The organism is Micromonospora sp. NPDC048930 (genome assembly GCF_043197935.1).
In the GTDB taxonomy this organism is placed as follows: domain Bacteria; phylum Actinomycetota; class Actinomycetes; order Mycobacteriales; family Micromonosporaceae; genus Micromonospora.
In genome coordinates, this window is sequence record NZ_JBICUB010000001.1 from 62,734 (window position 1) to 80,937 (window position 18,204).

Annotated in this window: 23 protein-coding genes; 8 read left to right on the plus strand and 15 right to left on the minus strand. The window is 73.8% G+C overall.

From position 1 onward, the window contains the following. Nucleotides 1-68: 68 nt before the first annotated feature. Nucleotides 69-1,067 carry a cytochrome d ubiquinol oxidase subunit II gene (gene cydB / locus ACGFI9_RS00345; RefSeq protein WP_393173238.1) on the minus strand — a complete coding sequence of 333 codons (999 nt, stop codon included), beginning with the start codon at nt 1,065-1,067 and terminating at the stop codon, nt 69-71. A gap of 15 nt (nt 1,068-1,082) precedes the next feature. After that, complete coding sequence (locus ACGFI9_RS00350; protein ID WP_393173240.1) at nt 1,083-2,495, minus strand: cytochrome ubiquinol oxidase subunit I; 1,413 nt, start codon at nt 2,493-2,495, stop codon at nt 1,083-1,085. A gap of 176 nt (nt 2,496-2,671) precedes the next feature. Here ACGFI9_RS00350 and ACGFI9_RS00355 point away from each other — a divergent pair, with 176 nt between their 5' ends. Both ACGFI9_RS00355 and ACGFI9_RS00360 read left to right on the plus strand, forming a co-directional pair. Further along, nucleotides 2,672-3,448 carry a lysophospholipid acyltransferase family protein gene (locus tag ACGFI9_RS00355; protein WP_393173242.1) on the plus strand — a complete coding sequence of 259 codons (777 nt, stop codon included), beginning with the start codon at nt 2,672-2,674 and terminating at the stop codon, nt 3,446-3,448. A gap of 52 nt (nt 3,449-3,500) precedes the next feature. Then, nucleotides 3,501-4,343, plus strand: coding sequence for an SDR family NAD(P)-dependent oxidoreductase (locus ACGFI9_RS00360; RefSeq protein WP_393173244.1), 843 nt, complete (start codon nt 3,501-3,503; stop codon nt 4,341-4,343). Between the two features lie 3 nt (nt 4,344-4,346). On the opposite strand, the gene ACGFI9_RS00365 is transcribed toward ACGFI9_RS00360, so the two are convergent. Together ACGFI9_RS00365 and ACGFI9_RS00370 are read right to left on the minus strand one after the other, a co-directional pair. Beyond that, on the minus strand, nt 4,347-4,715 hold the full coding sequence (locus tag ACGFI9_RS00365) for a DUF4180 domain-containing protein (RefSeq protein ID WP_393173246.1): 369 nt from the start codon (nt 4,713-4,715) through the stop codon (nt 4,347-4,349). After that, nucleotides 4,708-5,154, minus strand: a complete 447-nt coding sequence (locus ACGFI9_RS00370; protein ID WP_393173248.1) for a helix-turn-helix domain-containing protein — start codon at nt 5,152-5,154, stop codon at nt 4,708-4,710. Before ACGFI9_RS00370 ends, ACGFI9_RS00365 begins: the two co-directional genes overlap by 8 nt. 99 nt (nt 5,155-5,253) lie before the next feature. On the opposite strand from ACGFI9_RS00370, the gene ACGFI9_RS00375 reads away from it, so the two are divergent. The 3 genes from ACGFI9_RS00375 (at nt 5,254) to ACGFI9_RS00385 (ending at nt 8,318) form a co-directional block, all read left to right on the plus strand. Next, on the plus strand, nt 5,254-6,021 hold the full coding sequence (locus ACGFI9_RS00375; RefSeq protein WP_393173250.1) for a glycerophosphodiester phosphodiesterase family protein: 768 nt from the start codon (nt 5,254-5,256) through the stop codon (nt 6,019-6,021). Between the two features lie 14 nt (nt 6,022-6,035). Then, the gene (locus tag ACGFI9_RS00380; RefSeq protein ID WP_393173252.1) at nt 6,036-7,433 is read left to right on the plus strand and encodes an MFS transporter; all 1,398 of its coding nucleotides are present in this window, start codon (nt 6,036-6,038) and stop codon (nt 7,431-7,433) included. A gap of 165 nt (nt 7,434-7,598) precedes the next feature. Continuing rightward, on the plus strand, nt 7,599-8,318 hold the full coding sequence (locus ACGFI9_RS00385; protein WP_393173254.1) for a thymidine kinase: 720 nt from the start codon (nt 7,599-7,601) through the stop codon (nt 8,316-8,318). A 2-nt stretch (nt 8,319-8,320) separates the two neighbouring features. Here ACGFI9_RS00385 and ACGFI9_RS00390 read toward each other — a convergent pair whose 3' ends face one another. Together ACGFI9_RS00390 and ACGFI9_RS00395 are read right to left on the minus strand one after the other, a co-directional pair. Continuing rightward, nucleotides 8,321-9,205 carry a metallophosphoesterase family protein gene (locus tag ACGFI9_RS00390; protein WP_393173256.1) on the minus strand — a complete coding sequence of 295 codons (885 nt, stop codon included), beginning with the start codon at nt 9,203-9,205 and terminating at the stop codon, nt 8,321-8,323. A gap of 137 nt (nt 9,206-9,342) precedes the next feature. Then, entirely contained in the window at nt 9,343-9,801 is a 459-nt protein-coding gene (locus ACGFI9_RS00395) for a hypothetical protein (protein WP_393173258.1), read from the minus strand. 132 nt (nt 9,802-9,933) lie between these two features. Between ACGFI9_RS00395 and ACGFI9_RS00400 the strand changes: the two genes are divergently transcribed. Beyond that, nucleotides 9,934-10,305 (plus strand): VOC family protein, encoded by a 372-nt coding sequence (locus tag ACGFI9_RS00400; protein ID WP_393173260.1) that lies wholly within the window; start codon nt 9,934-9,936, stop codon nt 10,303-10,305. A gap of 84 nt (nt 10,306-10,389) precedes the next feature. On the opposite strand, the gene ACGFI9_RS00405 is transcribed toward ACGFI9_RS00400, so the two are convergent. The 3 genes from ACGFI9_RS00405 to ACGFI9_RS00415 are packed head-to-tail and all read right to left on the minus strand — an operon-like array spanning nt 10,390 to nt 12,432. Then, nucleotides 10,390-10,764, minus strand: coding sequence for a VOC family protein (locus tag ACGFI9_RS00405; RefSeq protein ID WP_393173262.1), 375 nt, complete (start codon nt 10,762-10,764; stop codon nt 10,390-10,392). Then, the gene (locus ACGFI9_RS00410) at nt 10,761-11,396 is read right to left on the minus strand and encodes a TetR/AcrR family transcriptional regulator (RefSeq protein ID WP_393173264.1); all 636 of its coding nucleotides are present in this window, start codon (nt 11,394-11,396) and stop codon (nt 10,761-10,763) included. The genes ACGFI9_RS00405 and ACGFI9_RS00410 overlap by 4 nt, the downstream gene beginning before the upstream one ends. Nucleotides 11,397-11,439: 43 nt before the next feature. Next, entirely contained in the window at nt 11,440-12,432 is a 993-nt protein-coding gene (locus tag ACGFI9_RS00415; RefSeq protein WP_393173266.1) for a tyrosine-type recombinase/integrase, read from the minus strand. A 220-nt stretch (nt 12,433-12,652) separates the two neighbouring features. Between ACGFI9_RS00415 and ACGFI9_RS00420 the strand changes: the two genes are divergently transcribed. Next, nucleotides 12,653-13,663, plus strand: a complete 1,011-nt coding sequence (locus tag ACGFI9_RS00420) for a helix-turn-helix transcriptional regulator (RefSeq protein ID WP_393173268.1) — start codon at nt 12,653-12,655, stop codon at nt 13,661-13,663. 39 nt (nt 13,664-13,702) lie between these two features. On the opposite strand, the gene ACGFI9_RS00425 is transcribed toward ACGFI9_RS00420, so the two are convergent. From ACGFI9_RS00425 to ACGFI9_RS00445, 5 genes are all read right to left on the minus strand, one after another. Continuing rightward, a complete protein-coding gene (locus ACGFI9_RS00425) occupies nt 13,703-14,134 on the minus strand; it encodes an Hsp20/alpha crystallin family protein (protein ID WP_393173270.1) in 432 nt (143 codons plus the stop codon). Nucleotides 14,135-14,208: 74 nt separating this feature from the next. Continuing rightward, nucleotides 14,209-14,718, minus strand: a complete 510-nt coding sequence (locus tag ACGFI9_RS00430) for a GNAT family N-acetyltransferase (RefSeq protein WP_393173272.1) — start codon at nt 14,716-14,718, stop codon at nt 14,209-14,211. Nucleotides 14,719-14,757: 39 nt separating this feature from the next. Further along, a complete protein-coding gene (locus ACGFI9_RS00435; RefSeq protein WP_393173274.1) occupies nt 14,758-15,276 on the minus strand; it encodes a DUF2087 domain-containing protein in 519 nt (172 codons plus the stop codon). Between the two features lie 58 nt (nt 15,277-15,334). Next, nucleotides 15,335-15,904: an isochorismatase family protein gene (locus tag ACGFI9_RS00440; RefSeq protein ID WP_393173276.1), complete on the minus strand. Its 570-nt coding sequence runs from the start codon at nt 15,902-15,904 to the stop codon at nt 15,335-15,337. Nucleotides 15,905-15,946: 42 nt separating this feature from the next. Further along, a complete protein-coding gene (locus ACGFI9_RS00445) occupies nt 15,947-16,474 on the minus strand; it encodes a MarR family winged helix-turn-helix transcriptional regulator (protein WP_393173278.1) in 528 nt (175 codons plus the stop codon). Nucleotides 16,475-16,542: 68 nt separating this feature from the next. On the opposite strand from ACGFI9_RS00445, the gene ACGFI9_RS00450 reads away from it, so the two are divergent. Further along, on the plus strand, nt 16,543-17,778 hold the full coding sequence (locus tag ACGFI9_RS00450) for an MFS transporter (protein WP_393173280.1): 1,236 nt from the start codon (nt 16,543-16,545) through the stop codon (nt 17,776-17,778). 10 nt (nt 17,779-17,788) lie between these two features. On the opposite strand, the gene ACGFI9_RS00455 is transcribed toward ACGFI9_RS00450, so the two are convergent. Then, a complete protein-coding gene (locus tag ACGFI9_RS00455) occupies nt 17,789-18,184 on the minus strand; it encodes a cupin domain-containing protein (protein WP_393173282.1) in 396 nt (131 codons plus the stop codon). Nucleotides 18,185-18,204: the final 20 nt, after the last annotated feature.

The following is an 18,204-nucleotide window of genomic DNA, read 5'->3' on the forward strand; positions in this document are numbered from 1 at the left end:
CCCGGACGCCCCGCGGGACCGGTGCAACCCCCTCGCACCGGCCCCGCGTCCCCGCGCCCGCAGGCTGATCAGTGTTGCGGGATGTTCTGTACCCCGATCCGCCTGCGGAACACCCAGTAGGTCCAGCCCTGGTAGGCCAGCACGATCGGGGTGAACACCACCGCCACCCAGGTCATGATCTTCAGGGTGTACGGGGTGGAGGCGGCGTTGCTGGCGGTCAGCGTGCCGGCGGCGTCCAGGGTGGAGGGCAGCACGTTCGGGAACAGCGCGGCGAACAGGGTCGCCACCGCGAGGGCGATGGCCACGGCGGTGCCGGTGAACGCCCAGCCCTCCCGGCGTACCCGGGCGGCGGCGAGACCGCCGAGCAGGGCGAGGGCGGCGCCGACGGCGAGCACGACGGCGGCCGCGCTGGAGCGGATGGTCAGGGTCCAGGACAGGAAGGCCACCGCCACCACGGCGGTGCCGACGCCGAGCTTGACGGCGAGGGCGCCGGCGCGCTCGCGGATGTCGCCGCTGGTCTTCAGGGCGAGGAACACCGCGCCGTGGGTGAGGAACAGGCCCAGGGTGGTCAGGCCGCCGAGCAGGGCGTACGGGTTGAGCAGGTCGACGAGGCCGCCGACGTACTCGTGGTCGGCGGACAGCGGCACGCCGCGCAGGATGTTGGCGAAGGCGACGCCCCACAGGATGGCCGGGACGAGGGAGCCGAAGAAGATGGCCTGGTCCCAGCGGCGTTTCCAGGACGCCTCGGGGCGCTTGTGCCGGTACTCGAAGGCGACGCCCCGGGCGATCAGGGCGAGCAGGATCAGCAGCAGCGGCAGGTAGAAGCCGGAGAAGAGGGTGGCGTACCACTCGGGGAAGGCGGCGAACATGGCGCCGCCGGCGGTGATCAGCCAGACCTCGTTGCCGTCCCAGACCGGTCCGATGGTGTTGATCAGGACGCGGCGTTCCCGGTCGTCGCGGCCGAGCACGGGCAGCAGCATGCCGACGCCGAAGTCGAAGCCTTCGAGGATGAAGTAGCCGGTGAAGAGCACGGCGACGAGGAGAAACCAGACGGTGGTCAGTTCCACGATGGGCTCCGGGGATCAGTAGGCGAACGCCAGCGGGCGCTCGGCGTCGTCGGTGGCGTCGTCAACGGGGGCCGGGGTGACGTCGGGGACGCCGGCCTTGGCGTAGCGGACCAGCAGCTTGAACTCGATCACCGCGAGGGTGGCGTAGATCAGGGTGAACGCGGTGAACGAGGTGAGCACCTCGGCCAGCGACACGGTGCGGGACACGCCGTTGCGGGTGAGCATCTCGCCGAAGACGATCCACGGCTGGCGGCCCATCTCGGTGAAGATCCAGCCGAAGGAGTTGGCCAGCAGCGGCAGCAGCGGCATGACCAGTCCGGCGCGCAGCAGCCAACGGCTGCGCGGAGTGCGGCCCTTGCGCTGGCTCCAGAGCACGATCAGGGCGATCGCGGCGGCGGCCAACCCGAGGCCGATCATGAAACGGAAGCTCCAGTAGGTGACCGGGATGATCGGGGTGTAGCTGCCGGCGCCGTACTGGGTGGCGTACTGGGCCTGCAGGTCGTTGATGCCCTGGACGGTGCCGTTGGGGTCGCCGGTGCCGAGGAACGACAGCAGGTACGGGATCTTGATGGCGAAGACCTCGCGGCTGCCGTCGAGGCTGCCGACGGTGAGCACGGAGAACGAGGCGGGGCTCTCGGTGGTGTAGAGGCCCTCGGCGGCGGCCATCTTCATCGGCTGCACCTCGGTCATGATCTTGCCTTGGATGTCGCCGGTGAACAGCACCAGCGCCGAGGAGACCAGGACCACCCAGGCGCCGAACTTCGTGGCGAAGCGGTAGGCGTCGGTGTCGGCGCTGTCGCGGTTGCGGATGACGTGCCACAGGCCGACCGCGACGATCAGCGACCCGGCGACGAGGAACGCGCCGGAGAGGGTGTGCGGGAAGGTGATCAGGGCGACCTTGTTGGTGAGCACGGCGAAGAAGTCGGTCAGCTCGGCCCGGCCGGTGCTCGGGTTGACCCGGTAGCCGACCGGGTTCTGCATGAACGAGTTCGCGGCGAGGATGAAGTACGCGGACAGGTTGGTGCCGATCGCCGCGGCCCAGATGGCGGCCAGGTGCAGGCGCTTGGGCAGCCGGTCCCAGCCGAAGATCCACAGGCCGATGAAGGTCGACTCGAGGAAGAACGCGACCAGCGCCTCGATGGCGAGGGGCGCGCCGAAGATGTCCCCGACGAACCGCGAGTAGTCCGACCAGTTCATGCCGAACTGGAACTCCTGCACGATGCCGGTGACGACGCCCATCGCGAAGTTGATGAGGAAGAGCTTGCCGTAGAACTTGGTGAGCTTGAGGTACCGCTCGTTGCCGGTGCGGTGCCACAGGGTCTGGAGGATGGCCACCAGGATGGACAGGCCGATGGTCAAGGGCACGAAGAGAAAGTGGTAGACGGTGGTGACACCGAACTGCCAGCGGGCGACGTCCAACGCGTCCACCTGAAACCCCCAGCGGTCGTACTACGAGACGTAGTAGATACTACTCGTTGTCGTAGAAGAATCGGCAGGGCCGCACGGCCCGAGCCGGCCCGGGACCAATGACCCTGATCACCTCTGCCGCTCGGCCCGGGACCGGACCCCCGCCTCACCCACCGGCGTGCGACCATCCAGCACTGATGGACACCCCGACCACCCCTTGGCGGGCGCCACTGCTCTGGCGCGCCGCGCAACTGCTCGCCCGCGCCATCGTCGGCCTGCTCGGCCGCCTCGAGGTCACCGGCGACGTGCCGGCCCGGCTGCGGCACGGGCCGCTGATCCTGGCCGCCAACCACATCAGCCCCTTCGACCCCGTGGTGCTCAGCGCCGCCTGCCGGGCCCGCGGCATCCACCCGCGGATCATGGCCACCGGCGGGCTGTTCCGCGCACCCGTGGTCGGGCCGCTGATGCGCCGCGCCGGGCACATCCGCGTCGACCGGGGCACCAGCTCCGTACACCAGTCCCTCGACGTCGCCGCCGGGGCCGTGGCCGGCGGCTCGGTCGTGCTGGTCTACCCGGAGGGGCGCATCGGGCTGGACCCCGGTATGTGGCCCGAGCGGGGCAAGACCGGGACCGCCCGGCTGGCCTTCGCCAGCGGCGCCCCCGTCGTCCCGGTCGCCCAGTGGGGCTCGCACGAGGTGCTGCCGTACCGGACGCCGAAGGGGATGCTGCGCGGCCTCGCCCGGGCGATCCTGCGCCGGCCCGTGATCCGGGTGCACTTCGGCGCCCCGGTGGCGCTGCACGACGTGTACCCCGGCACGCCGGGCGCGGCCCGCCGCGCCACCGACCGGATCATCGACGCGATCACCGACGGTCTGGCGCCGCTGCGCCCCGACGAACCCGACCGGCCCCGCCACGTCGACCCCGGCCGCCCGATGGAGACCACCCGCTCCCACCGCCGGCAGCGGTCCGGCTGATTCCCGCCCCCGCGCCACCCCGGCGATGAGACCGTGGCGGCAGGAGGCACCCGTGAGCGCACCCACCGTGCTGATCACCGGCACGTCCACCGGCATCGGCCTGGAGACCGCCGTGGGCGCGGCCCGCGCCGGCTGGCGCACCGTCGCCACCCTGCGCGACCCCGCCCGCGCCGGGCCGCTGCGCGCCGCCGCCGACGCCGCCGGGGTCGCCGACCTGCTCGAGGTACGCCGGCTCGACGTCGTCGACCAGGCCGCGGTCGCCGCCTGCGTGGCCGACGTGGTGGCCACGCACGGCCGGCTCGACGCGGTGGTCAACAACGCCGGCGCCGGCCATCTCGGCACCCTCGAGCAGGAGACCGTCGAGGACGTACGGGCCGTGCTGGAGGTCAACTTCTTCGGCGTCCTGCACGTCACCCAGGCCGCCCTGCCGCACCTGCGCGCGGCCCGGGGCCGGCTGCTGACCGTCACCAGCGTCGGCGGGGTCGTCGGGCAGCCGTTCAACGAGGCGTACTGCGCCGCCAAGTTCGCGGTCGAGGGGTTCATGGAGTCCCTCGCCCCGGTCGCCGCCACCGTCGGGGTGAGCGTCACCGTGATCGAGCCGGGCGCGGTGGCCAGCGAGTTCGTCGCCAACGTCGGCCTCGACGCCGACGCCGCGATCGCCGCCGCCGGGGTGTACGGGCCGGCGTTGCGGGCGTACCTGCCGCGCGCCGCGGGCGCGTTCGCCGCCGCGCAGTCCGCGGCCGACGCCGCCGCCGTGGTGGTGGCCACGCTGACCGACCCGGAGCCGGCGCCCCGGGTGCAGACCTCCGCCGCCGCCCGGCAGTTCGTCGCCGTCAAGCTGGCCGACACCGACGGGCTCGGGGTGACCTCGCTGACCGCCGGCTGGCTGCGCTGACGGTCAGCCGGCGGCACGCAGCCGGTCGTCGAGCGCGGCCAGGTCGGGGACGAACCAGACGTGGTCGTGCCGGTTGGACTCGGTGACCAGGGCCCGCAGCGCGGCGCTGGCGGCCAGGTGGGCCGAGATGTCGCCGACCACGACCAGCCGCAGCCGGTAGTTGACGAACTTCTGCATGATCTCCCCGGCGAAGCGGGTGCCCAGGGCGAAGAAGCTCGGGTCGAACCGGTCGGCGGGCACGGCGACGGCCGCGGCGCCGAGGAAGGCCGCGCCGATCAGGTCCAGCGCGTCCCGCTCCGTGGCGATCCGTGGTCCGGCCGGGTCGCACACCAGCACCGGCACCCCCGCCCGCTCCTCCAGCCGGTCAGGCATCGCGCACCGGACCGGCGAGCAGGCCGTCCTCGCCCCGCAGGACGGCGTCGAGCAGGTGCAGCAGGTCGGCGGTGGCGGCGGCGTCGCCCAGGATCACGATCTTCATGCGGTGGTGTTCCTCGTCGTGGACGGTCTGCACCCGCAGCGGGCGCGCGGGGTCGGGGTGGGTGTTCGCGGCGGCGAGGACCAGGGTGGCGAGCCGGTCGGCGGTGGCCCGGTCGACGCCGTCGACCTGCGCGATGCTCGACACCTCCAGCGCCGGTGGGGCAGCGGGCGCGGGCCGGCCGGTCAGCGCGTCGAGGTCGGCGCGGGCGATCCGGTACTGCTTGCCGATCCGCACCGCCGGCAGCCGGCCGGCACGGATGTAGCCGCGCACGGTGCGCACGTGCAGCCCGAGCAGCTCCGCGACCTGCTCCACCGAGTACATGTCGTTACCCATCGCACCCTATCGTAGCCAGGACAGGGAACGATTGGGAAGTTCGTTGCGGCGACGCCGGCCGGTCATCCGGGGGCCACCCACGCGCGGCATACTTCCCGCGTGCAGCCCCGACACGGCTACCTCGACGCCCCCGCGCCGCTGGCCTTCGCCCACCGCGGCGGGGCGGCCGACGGGGACGAGAACACCGCCGCCGCGTTCGCCCGGGCCATCGCCCTGGGCTACCGGTACGTGGAGACCGACGTGCACGCCACCGCCGACGGTGTGCCGGTGATCTTCCACGACGCCACCCTGCGCCGGGTGACCGGCGAACGCGGTCGCATCGCCGACCTGCGCTGGGCCGACCTGGCCTCGGTACGCGTCGGCGGCGCCGCCGTGGTGCCCCGACTGGACGAGGTCCTCGCCGCCTGGCCCGACGTCCGGTTCAACGTCGACGTCAAGGCCGACGGCGGGGTCGTACCCACCGTCGACACGGTCATCCGGTCGGGCGCCGGCGAGCGGGTGCTGCTCGCCTCGTTCAGCGACGCCCGGCTGGCCCGGCTGCGCGCCCTCGCCGGGCCGAAGGTCGCCACCAGCCTCGGCATGCGCGGGGTCGCCCGGCTGCGGATGGCCTCCCTGCACGGCCGGCTGCTGCGTGTGCCGCCGTCCGTGGTCGCCGCCCAGGTCCCGGTCCGGTACGGGCGCATCCGGGTGGTCGACCGGCGGTTCCTCGCGTACTGCCACCGGCTCGGGTTGCAGGTGCACGTCTGGACGATCGACGAACCCGCCGAAATGCACGACTTACTTGATCTTGGTGTGGATGGCATCATGACCGATCACGTCGGCGTGCTGCGCGACGTCTACCGCAGCCGCGGCCACTGGGCCGCCTGAGCCAAAGGACCCCGATGGTCGATACGGTCGCCCCCGCCGTGGACGAGCCCGCCCAGCCCGGCAGCACCCGCCGCGAACGCACCGGCTGGTACTTCTACGACTGGGCGAACTCCGCGTTCCAAACCACCGTGATCACGGTCTTCCTCGGTCCGTTCCTCACCACCGTCACCGAGCTGGCCGCCGGCTGCGAGCTGGGCGCGGACAGCTGCCACGGGTACGTGCACCCGCTGGGCATCCGGGTCGCCGCCGGCTCCTACTACCCGTACCTGATCTCGCTGTCGGTGTTCCTCACCGTGTTCGCGCTCCCGGTGGTCGGGGCAATCGCCGACCGGTCGGCGCACAAGAAGCGGCTGCTGGCCCTCGCGGCCTTCACCGGCGCCGGCGCCACCATCGCCTTCGCCTTCGTCACCGGCGAGCGGTACCTGCTCGGCGGGGCGCTGTTCCTGATCGCCAACATCTCCTTCGGCGCGGCCGTGGTGGTCTACAACTCGTTCCTGCCGCAGCTCGGCGGCCCCGACGACCGCGACGCCATCTCCAGCCGCGGCTGGGCCATCGGCTATCTGGGTGGCGGGCTGCTGCTCGCGCTGAACCTGGTCGCGGTCACCATGCTCAGCGAGGAGGGCAACCCGCAGCGCACCCTGGACCTGGCCCGCTGGTCGATCGTCTCGGCCGGCGTGTGGTGGGCGGCGTTCACTCTGCTGCCGCTGCGCTGGCTGCGCGAACATCCCGCCGCCGCGGTGGCGGCCCGGGTCGGCCGCGGCAACGTGCTCACCGACGGGTTCCGGCAGCTCGGCCACACCCTGCGGAACATCAAGGCGTATCCGCTGACGCTGTTCTTCCTGCTCGCCTTCCTGGTGTACAACGACGGCATCCAGACCGTCATCACCCTGGCCAGCCAGTACGGCACCGAGGAACTGCGGCTGGAGCAGAGCACCCTGATCGTGACCATCCTGCTGGTGCAGTTCCTGGCCTTCGGCGGCGCGCTCGCCCTCGGCGCCCTCGCGCGGCGCATCGGCGCCTGGAAGACCGTGCTGCTGTCCCTGGTGCTGTGGACCGGTGTGATCATCGCCGCGTTCCGGCTGCCTGCCGAGGCGCCGCTGCCGTTCATGATCCTCGGCGGCTGCATCGGCCTGGTGCTGGGCGGCAGCCAGGCGCTGAGCCGGTCACTGTTCAGCCAGCTCATCCCCACCGGCAAGGAGGGCGAGTACTACGGCTTCTACGAGATCAGCGACAAGGGCACCAGCTGGCTCGGCCCGCTCGCCTTCGGCCTGGTGTTCCAGCTCACCTCCTCCTACCGGGTCGGCCTGGTCTCCCTGCTGATCTTCTTCGTGATCGGGTTCGTGCTGCTGGCCGCGGTGCCGATCCGCAAGGCCATCGTCGCCGCCGGCAACACCCCGCCCCGGGTGCTGTAGGTCGGCACGCACCTTCACGTCCTCCCCCTGATTCACGGAAACAGCGGCTATCCACGGGCGCATGAGCACTGTTTCCGTGAATGAGGGGCCACGAGGTGCCCGGCGGCGATCATGGGGCCGCGCGCGGACGGATGCAGCCGCGTCGATGGGCTAGGCTGCCCCGACGTGACCGACGACGCCGCTGCCGCCCCGATCTGCCTGGCCCGCCCCCTCCCGGGGCCCGGGGACGACCGCGCCGGCGGCTGCGCCGCCGCCCGGGCCGTCGACGGCCGACCGCTGCACGCCGCCGCGCTGAAGTTCTTCTGGGGGCCGATGGACTGCGGCAAGTCCACCATGGCCCTGCAGATGAACTACAACCACGCCCGGCAGGGCCGCCGGGGCCTGGTCACCACCCGGATCGACCGCTCGCTCGGCCCGCAGGTCACCACCCGCATCGGCCTGGCCCACTCCGCGATCGAGGTCACCGACGACCTGGACCTGCGCGACCTAGTCCGCGACGCCTGGGCCGAGGGGGTACGCGTCGACTACCTGATCTGCGACGAGGCGTCCTTCTACAACCTGGAGCACGTCGAGCAGATGGCCGACCTGGTCGACAACTACGACGTCGACGTGTACGCGTTCGGCCTGGCGACCGACTTCCGTTCCTGCCTGTTCCCGGCCGCGCAACGGCTGTTCGAACTCGCCGACGAGGTGGCCCGCATCCAGGTCGAGGTGCTCTGCTGGTGCGGCCGGGAAGGGCTGCTCAACGCCCGGGTCGTCGACGGGCGGGTGGCGCGCGAGGGCGAGCAGGTCGTCATCGGCGACACCGTGGACACCGCCGACGTGCGCTACCAGGTGCTCTGCCGCCGGCACTACCGCTCCGGCGACCTCGGCCCGCGCGGCTGAGCTCACTCCGCCGGCACGTCCACCCCTGACACGGCGTCGACCAGGTACACCTGCCGGCCCGCCCGAGGATCCCGGGCGTGCAGGGTGTGGAACATCGGCGACCCGGGACCGCCCAGGTCGACGACGGTCGCGCCGGCGCCGGTCACGGCCCGCTCCAGCCGGGGCGGCGCGGTCAGGTCGATGCGGGTCACCACGCCGGGCGTGACCCACACCGGCACGCCGGCCAGGAAGCCCGACACCTGCAGGTGGTAGTGGCCGCAGAGGACCGCGCGCACGTCGCTGCCCGCCAGGGCCGCGGCGAACGCGTCGGCGTCACGCAGGTTGACCGAGGCCATCAGCGGCGACGAGGGCAGGGCGATCGGCGGGTGGTGCAGCACCACCACCGTGCCGGCCTCGGCCGGCCGGTCCAGCACGGACCGCAGCCAGCGCAGCTGCTCGTCACCGAGGACACCGTGCACCGCCCCGGGCACCAGGCTGTCGAGCGTGACCACGCGCAGCCCGCGTACCACGCTGACGGCGGTCCGCAGCTCGGCGGCGGGGTCGGCCAGCTCGCCGGCGTCGGTGCCGTCGGCGGCCAGGTGGCCGCTGCCCAACACCGCGGCGAAGGACCGGCGGGTGTCGTGGTTGCCGGGGCAGTAGACGTGCGGGATGCCCCGGTCTGCGGCGAACCGGCCGACCCGCTCCCGCGCCGCGGCGCAGCCGTCGAGGGAGCCGTCGTCGGCGATGTCCCCGCTGACCACCACCAGGTCGAGGTCGGGCACGTGCCGGGCGTCGTGGAGGATGCGGTCGAGCGCGGCGGCAGCGTCCACGCCGTCCTCGTCGTGGCCGTCGGCGCCGATGTGGGTGTCGGACAGGTGCAGGATCCGGTGGCGGGTGGGCGGGTTCATGCGGCTCCTCATCTCGTCGATGAGGGGACACCCAGGCGGTCGACGCCCCCGACTTCACTCCCCGGTGGTGGCCCACCCGCGCCAGTCGTGTGCCGACAGCCTAGGAGACGACCGGGCGGGGCGCCGCCCCCGGCGGTTCAGAACGGGTCCCCGCAGACCCGCCACTTGCCGTCCTCCTGCACCACGGGCAGTTCGCGTTCCTCGCTCGCGCCGCCCTCGCGGGTCAGCCGCACCTTCACCGTGCCGCGCGGGCGGCCGCCCCGGGTGGCCACCGACACGTCGACGATCTGGTAGCCACTGACCTGCGGCGGGGTGCGTACCCAGCTGCCGAAGCCGACCTGGCTCCACTTGCCGCGGGCGTCCCGGCACAGCTTCTCGTACGCCTGGTCGGTGTCGCCGGCCGCGACCTGCCGGAAGAACGTGTCGGCGGTCTCCCGGACCGGGCCGTTGGCCTGGAGGACCACCTGCATGTTCCAGACGGCGAGGCCGGCGATGCCGACCAGGCACATGCCGATCCCGAGACCGCCGACGAGCACGCTCGCGCGCATCGGCCGGCGCCGCCGGGCCGGCTTGGTCCACCCCTGTTCCCTGCCCATCACCATCGACGGTAAAGACCGTGAGGGGCGCGCGCAGGAACTTGCGCCCCCTGGCGGCGCCGCCGACGGTTCCCGAAATCGGCCCGAGGTACCTGCCAGAAGGTGTCAGCTTCCGTCGGCAGGATGGGCGGCATGACAATGCACGCCGACCTCGCGATGGTCAACCTCGACAGCTCCGACCCGGTCGCCCACGCCGGGTTCTATTCCCGTGTCCTCGGCTGGGAGGTCACCCACAGCCAGGCCGAATACGCGATGATCAGCAAGGACGGGGTCTCGATCGGCTTCGGCCTGGTGCCCGGGTACACCCCGCCGGCCTGGCCGGACGAGACCGCCGGCAAGCGCTACCACCTCGACCTGTACGTCGACGACGTGACCGTCGCCGAGAAGGAGTTCCTGGCGGCCGGTGCCGCCCGGCCGGAGTTCCAGCCGGGCGGCGAGCGGTGGACGGTGCTGCTGGACCCGGTCGGGCAGCCGTTCTGCCTCTGCCCGCGTCCGCAGGGCTGAGGGCGGGCCGGCTCGTCGGGCGCCTGCTCGCTCCGACGAGCCGGCTTCCGCTCGCGCGTCGTCATGCCCGCGGCGGGCCGGCCGTCACGCCGGGGACATCACCTCGAACAGGTTGCCGGAGTCGTCCCGGAAGAACAGCCCCCGCGGGCACAGTGGATGGTCGATGCGACCGTTGTCGGGCGACCCGGGCTCGCTGCCGTACGGCACGTCGCCGTCGCGCAGCCGGCCGAGGATCGCGTCGAAGGTGTCCGGGTCGACGTCGAAGGCCAGATGGTGCCCCTCGGGCGCGGGCACGGCCATGAAGTCGAGGGTGAGCTGCTCGTTGACGCGTACCGGGGCGAAGTGCCCGTGCCGGCCGGCGGGCGGCAGGACCGGCAGCCCCATCACCTCGGCGAAGAACCGGGCGGCGGCGTGGTGGTCACGGGCCGGGACGATCGTGTGGTTGAGCGTGACGGTCACGCCTTCTCCTTCCGGGCGGTCGGGCCGAGGGCGCCGTGCAGGAACAGGTCGACCAGCTCGGCGGGGCTGGGCGGCTCGCCCGGCAGCGGGCTGCGCGCGGGCACCAGCACGGCGAGGAACAGGGCGGCGAGCCGATCGGCCGGCAACCGCAGGCGGTCCTGCTCGGGGGCGAACAGGCCGGCCACGGCCGCCCGCACGGCGGCGCTCGACTCGTCCCGCCCGGCGCCGCGTTCGCCGGCCGGTGGGGCGGCACGACGCGACCGTCCGGGCCGGCCGGCGGCGTGGGCGGCGGTGAGCACCGCGCCGAGCCGCTCCAGGTGGGCGAGCAGGGCGGCCGCCGCGGCGGCGAGCCGGTCGGCGAGCGGTTGGTCGAGCGGGATCGCGGCGAGTTCGGCCAGCGCGGTGTCGGGGCGCAGCGCCTCGGCGACGCAGGCGTCGAGCAGGGCGTCCTTGTCGGCGAAGACCCGGAAGACGGTCGCCTCGCCGATGCCGGCGGCCCGCGCCACCTGGGCGGTGGTCAGCGCGGCGCCGTGCGTGGCGAGCAGCGGCAGCGCGGCCCGCACGATCATCGCCCGGCGCTGCTCCGGGCTCAGCCCCGGCGCGCGGCGTCGGGGTGCGGCGGTGTCTGTCACGCCGCCCATCATGCGGAGTGAGTACTCACTCCGTCAACTCGGTTCATCCCCTCCGCCGGGCCCGGGCGGCCCAGATGACGTACGCGGGATCGCGGTCCAGGTTGTGCCGGTCCCGGTCGTAGCGGCGGGTGGTGCGCGGATCGGCGTGCCCCATCGCGTCCTGCACGTCCTCCAGCGGCACCCCCTCGGCCCGGGCGGTGGTCGCGAACGCGTGCCGCAGCGAGTGCGGGGACAGCTTCGCCCAGGACGGGATGCCGGCGGCCCGGGCGAGCCGGCGCACCAGCCGGAACACCGCGTGCCGGTCCAGCCGGGCGCCGGTGGCGGTGACCAGCAGCGGGCCGGTCAGCTCGGGCACGGTCACCCCGTGCGCCGCGGCCCGGGCGGCCAGGTAGGCGTCCACCGCGTACGCCGTGCCCGGGGTGAGCGCCCGCCGGCGCACCTTGCCGCCCTTGCCGACGAACCGGACGCTGCGGTGCCCGCGTTCGACGCCCAGGTCGGTCAGGTCCAGGGAGATCAGCTCGCCGACCCGCAGCCCCAGATCCGCCAGCAGGGCAATGGTGGCCCGGTTGCGGGGCGCCGTCGGCCCGGTGTCCGCGTCGGCCGCCGCGAGCAGCGCGTCCACCTCCTCCGGGGTGAGCCCGACGGTGGCGGAGTGGTCCCGGTCGACCCGGGGACGATCGGCGCCGGCGACCGGGTTGGCCTCGACCGCGCGCAGCTTGACCAGGAAGTCGTACCAGCTGGACAGGGCGGACAGCCGGCGGGCGACGGTGGCCGGGGTGAGCGGGCGGCCACTGCGCACACCCAGCGTCGACTCCAGCTCCCGGCCGTAGGCGTTGACGTCGAGGAAACTGACCCGCAGCGGATCCAGACCCCGGTCGGCGCACCAGCTCAGCCAGCCGGCGACGTCCCGCCGGTACGCGTCGCGGGTGTGCTCCGACAGCCGGCGGTTGCGCAGCCACGCCTCGGTGAAGTCGGCGGGCCCCCCGCGCAGGGCGGGGCGCGCCGAGGCGCGGGGCATGACCTCGGGACGCAGCATGTGTGAAAGGCTCTCAGCGTTCCGGAGGAATCGCGACGAGGCGCGCCCGGCGGGAATCCGAGGAACGTCACACCGATTCCGCCACGAGGCCGCCGACGGCGACCCGCCGACGCCGGTCGAAGCACACCGCCCCGGCGAACCGGGTGTCGTGGCTCGGGCCGCCCGAGTCAGCCGGCGGGCCGTGGCGCGACCGGTTTTCCGCCCGGGTTACCGTCGGCCGGTGCGTGCCAGCCGCCTGGTCTCCCTGCTGCTGCTCCTGCAGACGCGGGGGCGGATGACCGCCCAGGAACTCGCCGACGCCCTGGAGGTGTCGGTCCGGACCGTCTACCGGGACGTCGAGTCGCTGGGCGCCGCCGGCGTGCCGGTGTACGCCGACCGCGGCCCGGCCGGCGGCTACCGGCTGCTGGAGGGCTACCGGACCCGGCTGACCGGACTGACCGCGCCGGAGGCCGAGGCGCTGTTCCTCGCCGGGATGCCCGGCCCGGCCGCCGAACTGGGCCTCGGACCGGTGGTGGCCGCGGCCGAGCTGAAGGTGCTCGCCGCGCTCCCCGACGAGCTGGCCGACCGGGGCGGGCGGATGCGGCAGCGCTTCCACCTGGACGCCCCCGGCTGGTTCCGGCATCCCGAACCCACCCCGCACCTGGCGGCCCTGGCCAGGGCGGTGTGGGAGGACCGGCTGGTGCAGATGCGCTACCGGCGCTGGCGGGCCCCGCGCGAGGTGACCCGGGTGGTCGCCCCGCTGGGCGTGGTGCTCAAGGCGGGCCGCTGGTACCTGGTGGCGAGCTGCGCGGAACAACTGCGCACCTACCGGGTCAGCGCGGTCCTCGACGTCGTGGTGTCCGACGAGCGGTGCGAGCGCCCGGCCGACTTCGACCTGGCCGCGTACTGGCGGGAGTGGACGCAGCGGTACGAGCGGGACGTCTACCGCGACCAGGCCCGGGTCCGGATGACGGTGGCCGCCCTGGAGTACATGCCGTACGTCTTCCCGCCCGAGATGAGCCGGGCGGCCCGGGCGGCGGCCGGCGAGCCCGACGAGCACGGCTGGCTGGAGACCACCGTGCCGATCGAGTCGGTGAAGCACGCCCACACCGAGTTGCTGAAGCTGGGCGCCGAGGTGGAGGTGCTGGAGCCCGTGGAGCTGCGGGAACGGTTCACCGCCACCGCGCGCGCCCTGGCCCGGCTCTACCCCGACCGGGCGCCGGGGACATCCGAACCGGACGTCCCCGGCTGATCCACCGCCAAGCGCTAATCTCTCCCGGTAGGCGCCGGATCAGGCGCTGATCTCCTTGCGGCCGTTGCCGTTGGCGGCCGCGGTGACCGCGATCCGGCGCGGCTTGGCCCGGTCGGCGATCGGGATACGCAGGGTCAGCACCCCGTGCTCGTAGCCGGCCTCCAGCTTGTCGGTGTCGAGGGTGTCGCTGAGGAAGAGCTGCCGGGTGAAGGTGCCCATCGGCCGCTCGGCCGCGACGAGCTCCACGTTCTCCCCGGTGGGCCGGCGCCGCTCGGCGCGGACCGTCAGCACGTTGCGCTCGACCGTGCAGTCGATGCTGTCCGGGTCGACGCCGGGCAGGTCGAAGGCGGCGTAGAAGAAGTCGCCGTCGCGGTAGGCGTCGAGGTGCATGACCGCCGGCCGGGCGGTGGTGCCGAAGAACTGCTCGGCGAGCCGGTCGATCTCGCGGAACGGGTCGGTACGCATCAACATGGCCGTGCCTCCTCGGTTCTCCTGGCCGAAGGTGTCAGGTTGAGTCTGAGTGACTCAACTTCTCGATTTCTTATTTAGCGCGCGGCGATGGCGTCGTCAAGCCGGGCCGGCAGGCGCTTCTCGAACCAGTGCTGGGCGTACCGGCCGTCGTTGAAGGCGGGGATCTCGGTGTAGCCGTGCCGGGCGTACAGGGCGCGGGCCTCCACCAGGTCGGTACGGGTGTCCAGCCGGATCCGGTCCGCCCCGGCCGCGCGGGCGGCCGCCTCGACGGCGGCGAGCAGCGCCGCCCCGCCGCCGGCGCCGCGGTGTGCGGGACGGACGTAGACCCGGGTCAGCTCCGCCCACTCGGGACGCCAGCGCAGCCCGGCACAGCCGGCGAGCTGCCCGTCGCGGTGCGCCAGCAGGAGCAGCCCGGTGGGCGGGACCAGGTCGTCGCTGGGCGACTCGGCGAGCGCCGCCTCCACCTCCCCGGGCCGTTCCGGGCGGCGGTGCCAGCGGCGGACCATCTCCGCCAGGTACTCGTACAGCAGGGTGGCCGCGTCGCGGGAGTCGGGTCGGGTGGGCGTCGTCGTCCAGGTCGTCACCGTCCGATCCTCACCGGACGGTCAACGGATTTTGTCTGCTCAGGGCCGCCAGTAGACCCCGTGGTCGCGGGCCAGGAGCAGATCCTCGACCAGGTAGCGGCGCAGGGAGACATGGTCCGCCTCGCCGCCGTCGCACCATGCCCGCAGGGCGTCGTCCACGGCCCGCTCCGGATACCGCACACCCGGCTCGAAGGAGCGCTCGGTGATGTGTTCCAGCAGCACCCGCCGGCGCCCGCGCTGGGCGGGCAGCCGGGTTAGCCGGCCGTCGCGGAGGAAGGTGCGCAGGATCTTCTCCCGGGGGTCCGCCGCCGGGGACGGCGCCGGCTCGGCGGTGCGGGCGAACTCCCGCAGCCGCTCACCGTCGACCCGCAGCGCCGTCCCGTCGTCGGCCACGATCTCGGCCTCGACGAGTCGGCGGACGGCGGTGACCACGTCCCGCGCCGACAGCCCGGTACGCGCCACGACGGCCGGTACGTCCCCGGCGCCGAGGACGATGGCGGCGAACACGGCACGGCGTCGGTCGTCGGCGAGCGCACCCGCCAGGGCCTGGGAACTCATGACCGGCAGCCTGCCAGCCCGCCGACACGGGTGGCCAGGCGTTTTCCGCCGGCGCGGCTCAGACGCCGGCGGGGGCCGCGGCGAACTCGACGTCGGCGGTGTCGACCGTGCCGGCGGTCCGGCCCGGCGCCGTGTGGTGGCGCCAGTAGAGGTTGGTGTGGGCGATGACCTGCTCGGGCGACGGTGCGCCGTAGGCGGTGAGGTCCTCGGTGGTGTGCGCGTCGGCGACCAGGGTGGCGTCGTAGCCCCGGGCGATCGCGCCGTGCAGGGTCGAGCGGATGCACTGGTCGGTCTGCGCGCCGGCGACCACCAGCCGGCCGACGCCGCGCCCGGCGAGGACCGCCTCGAGGTCGGTCCCCTCGAAGGCGTCGCCGTACGCCTTGTGCACCAGCGGCTCGGCGTCGCGGCGCACCAGCTCCGGCACGTACTGCCAGGGCTCGGTGTCGCGGACCAGCTCCCCGCTGTGGTCCTGGACCCAGACGACGGTGACGCCGGCGGCGCGCGCCCGGTCGACCAGGGTGGCGATGTTGGCCACCACCCGGTCCCGGTCGTGGGCGTGGTTCACGACGCCGTTCTGCACGTCGATGACGAGCAGGGCGGTGCGCGGTCGGTCGACGAGCGTGGTCATGGTGCCTCCCCGGGGAACGGTGTCCGCTGGCCTCGGGCCAACCTAGACCCGCCCACCGACAGTCCAGGAGGGTCGGGCGGGTGGCTGCTGGGCGACCAGCATGACCCGGCGGAGCAGGTCGGACAGGAGTCGGCGCTCGTCCGGGGTCAGCGCGCCCAGCACCCGGTGCTCCTCGTCACCGACCACGCCGATCGCGCGCCGCCAGGCGGCCCGGCCGGCGTCGGTGAGTTCCACGTCGATGCGCCGCCGGTCCACTGTGGAGGGGATCCGCCGGACGAAGCCGCGGCGGACCAGGGCGTCCACCCGGGCGGTGATCGAGGCCGGCGCCATCCGCAGGTCGGCGGCGATGTCCGAGGGCGCGGCCCGGCCGCCCCGGCCGGCGAGCGCGTGCAGGGTGCCGTACTCCTTCTCCTGGAGGTCCAGCTCCGCCAGGGCCCGGTCCTTCACCTCGCGCAGGTGCCGGGTGAGCAGCGACATCCGCACGACGGCGCCCTCGACGTCCGGGTCCAGATCGGGCAGGACGGGCAGCCAGCGCGCGATGTGCTGGTCCACGGGGTCACGGTCGGTCACCCCACCACGGTACGCCGCCACCGAAATATTCGTTGCCGAAATATTCGACGTCGAAGTACTCTGCAGAGGTGACACATCCCCTCCGCCTGCCCGCCTTCCGCCTGCTCTTCCTCGGCCGTACGGTCTCCGCCATCGGCGACGCGGTGGTGCCCACCGCGTTGGCCCTGGCGGTGCTGCGCGCCACCGGGTCCACCGCCGCCCTGGCCGTGGTGCTGGGCTGCGCCATGGTGCCGCGGTTGCTGCTGCTCCCCCTCGGCGGCGTGGTCGCCGACCGGTTCGACGCCCGACGCGTCGCCCTCACCACCGACCTGGTCCGCTGCGCCGCGCAACTCGTCGTCGGCGTGGAACTGCTCGGCGGAACGCCGTCCCTGCCCCACCTCGCGGTGGCCTCCGCCGTCGGCGGCGCGGCCTCGGCCTTCGCCAATCCCACCGCCTCCCCGCTGGTCGCCGGCACCGTCGAGGCCGACGGCCGGCAGCGGGCCAACGCGCTGATGGGCGTCACCGCCAACGCCAGCCGGCTGACCGGCCCAGCCCTGGCCGGGCTGCTGATCTGGACCGCCGGCCCCGGGTGGGCGTTCGTGCTGGACGCGGCCTCGTTCGCGGTCAGCGCGGCGCTGCTGGCGCTCATCCGGGTCCGGCACGTGCCCGTCCCGCACCGGTCGCTCCGCGCCGACCTGGTGCACGGCTGGCGCGAGGTCCGCTCCCGCGACTGGTACTGGAGCAGCCTGCTGGCCCACGGGGTGTGGAACGGCGCCGCCGCGGTGCTGCTCACCGTCGGCCCGCTGGTCGCCGTGGACCGCCTCGGCGGGGAGGGCGTCTGGGTGCTGCTCCAGCAGGCCGGGGCCGTCGGCATGCTGGCCGGGTCGCTGCTCGCCGCGCGGGTCCGCCCCGCCCGGCCGGTGCTGGTGGGCAACCTCGCGCTCGCGGCGTACGCGGCGCCGCTGCTCCTGCTCGCCGCCGCCGCACCCGCTCCGGTGACCATCACCGCGTACTGCGTGGCGCTGACCGCGCTCGGCTTCCTCAACCCGGTCTGGGAGACGGTGGTGCAGAGCCAGTTCCCGCCCGAGGTGCTGGCCCGGGTCACCTCGTACGACTGGCTGATGTCGCTGGGCGCCATGCCGGTCGGGTACGCCCTCGCCCCGCTCGCCGCCCGGGCCTGGGGCCCGCCCGCGCCGCTCGCGGTGGCCGGGGTGCTGGTTCTGCTCGCCTGCGCCGGCACCGCCGCCGTCCCCGGCGTACGCCGGCTGGGCTGGCCGGCGGGCGCCCCGACCGGCACCGTGGAACAGGTGCCGGCGGGGCGCTGACCCGGTGCGGTCAGAGCCGGTGGCCGGTGGTGGCGTCCACGTGCCCGGGCACCTCGTCGTGCCGGTCACCGACACTGGACGTGCCGGACGGCTCGAACATCAGGATCGACGCGCCCTGCGGCGCGGACGGCCGGTGCTCCACCCCGCGCGGCACCACGTACACCGCGCCGCGCGGCAGCACCACCTCCCGCTCGGCGCCGTCCGCGCCGTCGCGCAGCGCGATCCGCAGCTCCCCGTCGAGCACCAGGAAGAACTCGTCGGTGTGGTCGTGGGCGTGCCACACGTGCTCCCCGGCCACCTTGGCGATCCGGACGTCGTAGTCGTTGACGCTGGTGACGATGCGCGGACTCCACAGCTGGTCGAAGCGCGCCAGGGCGGCGGCCAGCTCGACAGGTTCGTCTCTCATGCACCGATCCTCGCGCAGCC

What these genes read in the sequence shown, in the direction of transcription:
- ACGFI9_RS00355 (WP_393173242.1), top strand. Translation starts at nt 2,672, where the DNA reads ATGGACACCCCGACCACCCCTTGGCGGGCGCCACTGCTCTGGCGCGCC.
- ACGFI9_RS00365 (WP_393173246.1), bottom strand. Translation starts at nt 4,715, where the DNA reads ATGCCTGACCGGCTGGAGGAGCGGGCGGGGGTGCCGGTGCTGGTGTGC.
- ACGFI9_RS00370 (WP_393173248.1), bottom strand. Translation starts at nt 5,154, where the DNA reads ATGGGTAACGACATGTACTCGGTGGAGCAGGTCGCGGAGCTGCTCGGG.
- ACGFI9_RS00380 (WP_393173252.1), top strand. Translation starts at nt 6,036, where the DNA reads ATGGTCGATACGGTCGCCCCCGCCGTGGACGAGCCCGCCCAGCCCGGC.
- ACGFI9_RS00390 (WP_393173256.1), bottom strand. Translation starts at nt 9,205, where the DNA reads ATGAACCCGCCCACCCGCCACCGGATCCTGCACCTGTCCGACACCCAC.
- ACGFI9_RS00395 (WP_393173258.1), bottom strand. Translation starts at nt 9,801, where the DNA reads ATGGGCAGGGAACAGGGGTGGACCAAGCCGGCCCGGCGGCGCCGGCCG.
- ACGFI9_RS00400 (WP_393173260.1), top strand. Translation starts at nt 9,934, where the DNA reads ATGACAATGCACGCCGACCTCGCGATGGTCAACCTCGACAGCTCCGAC.
- ACGFI9_RS00415 (WP_393173266.1), bottom strand. Translation starts at nt 12,432, where the DNA reads ATGCTGCGTCCCGAGGTCATGCCCCGCGCCTCGGCGCGCCCCGCCCTG.
- ACGFI9_RS00425 (WP_393173270.1), bottom strand. Translation starts at nt 14,134, where the DNA reads ATGTTGATGCGTACCGACCCGTTCCGCGAGATCGACCGGCTCGCCGAG.
- ACGFI9_RS00435 (WP_393173274.1), bottom strand. Translation starts at nt 15,276, where the DNA reads ATGAGTTCCCAGGCCCTGGCGGGTGCGCTCGCCGACGACCGACGCCGT.
- ACGFI9_RS00440 (WP_393173276.1), bottom strand. Translation starts at nt 15,904, where the DNA reads ATGACCACGCTCGTCGACCGACCGCGCACCGCCCTGCTCGTCATCGAC.
- ACGFI9_RS00455 (WP_393173282.1), bottom strand. Translation starts at nt 18,184, where the DNA reads ATGAGAGACGAACCTGTCGAGCTGGCCGCCGCCCTGGCGCGCTTCGAC.